Consider the following 822-nt stretch of genomic DNA (forward strand, 5'->3'; position numbering starts at 1 on the left):
GTAATTACCGTTTGGCTTGCTTGCATATATTGTTGCGCTTGTATTATTGGGTCCTGTAGTAAACTCAATGCTCTTCGCCCTTGTCGTACTGTTGAAAGACTTATCCGTTATCGTTGTAGTCTTCTCATTACCTCCAAAATCTTTAACTCCTAAAATTGCTTGATCCACATTAGCAGTAGTAGTGGACAATCTAAAGTTATCCAGGAGGATTTCATTTGCATTTGAGAATACCAAGTATACATCGTGTACCCCTGTAACTGATGTTGTTATAGGTGTATCTATTTTATTGTAATTCCAATTGGAATTGCTTAATGCGTCATTCGTTGCATTTAAAGTATAACTGGCAATCGATGAATTTGTAGGACTGTCAAGTTTAACATCGATCTTACCGCCGGTCACTCTATTTGCTGCACCGAAGTTGATGCTGTTGTATAAACCTGTTCCAAAGTCGATACCGTTATRTTTAACCCATGCACCTGCAGTGTTACCACATAAACAGTTTTCTCCTCTGTAAGGGGTTGGGCTGAATGTTCCTGAGCTTGAATTATAGTCTTCTGCTTGAAATACCGTTCCCTGTATGATTCCCCAAGCATTTAATGTATAGGTCGTATTAGGTTTAAGACCGGATACCGTCTGTTGTAAGGCGTCACCAGCTTTAAGCCGAGCAGCATAATTCTGAAATCTAACAATGCTTGACGCCTTATAATCCCATGCGGACTGCTTAAAAAGTGACGGAGTTCCTGCAGTAACTGTCCATTCTTCAAAATTTTCTCTTTCAAAGCCCGCGTTTTTCATCATGTTTATATATGGAATATTGGGATT

At 39.3% G+C, this 822-nt stretch carries 1 protein-coding gene; it reads right to left on the reverse strand.

Features of this window, described 5'->3' with window-relative positions:
- A partial coding sequence (locus AC1DVJ_RS31180; RefSeq protein WP_477596841.1) for a carbohydrate-binding protein occupies window positions 1-822 on the reverse strand: 822 nt, incomplete at both ends.

The organism is Paenibacillus sp. P4_A9 (genome assembly GCF_056402415.1).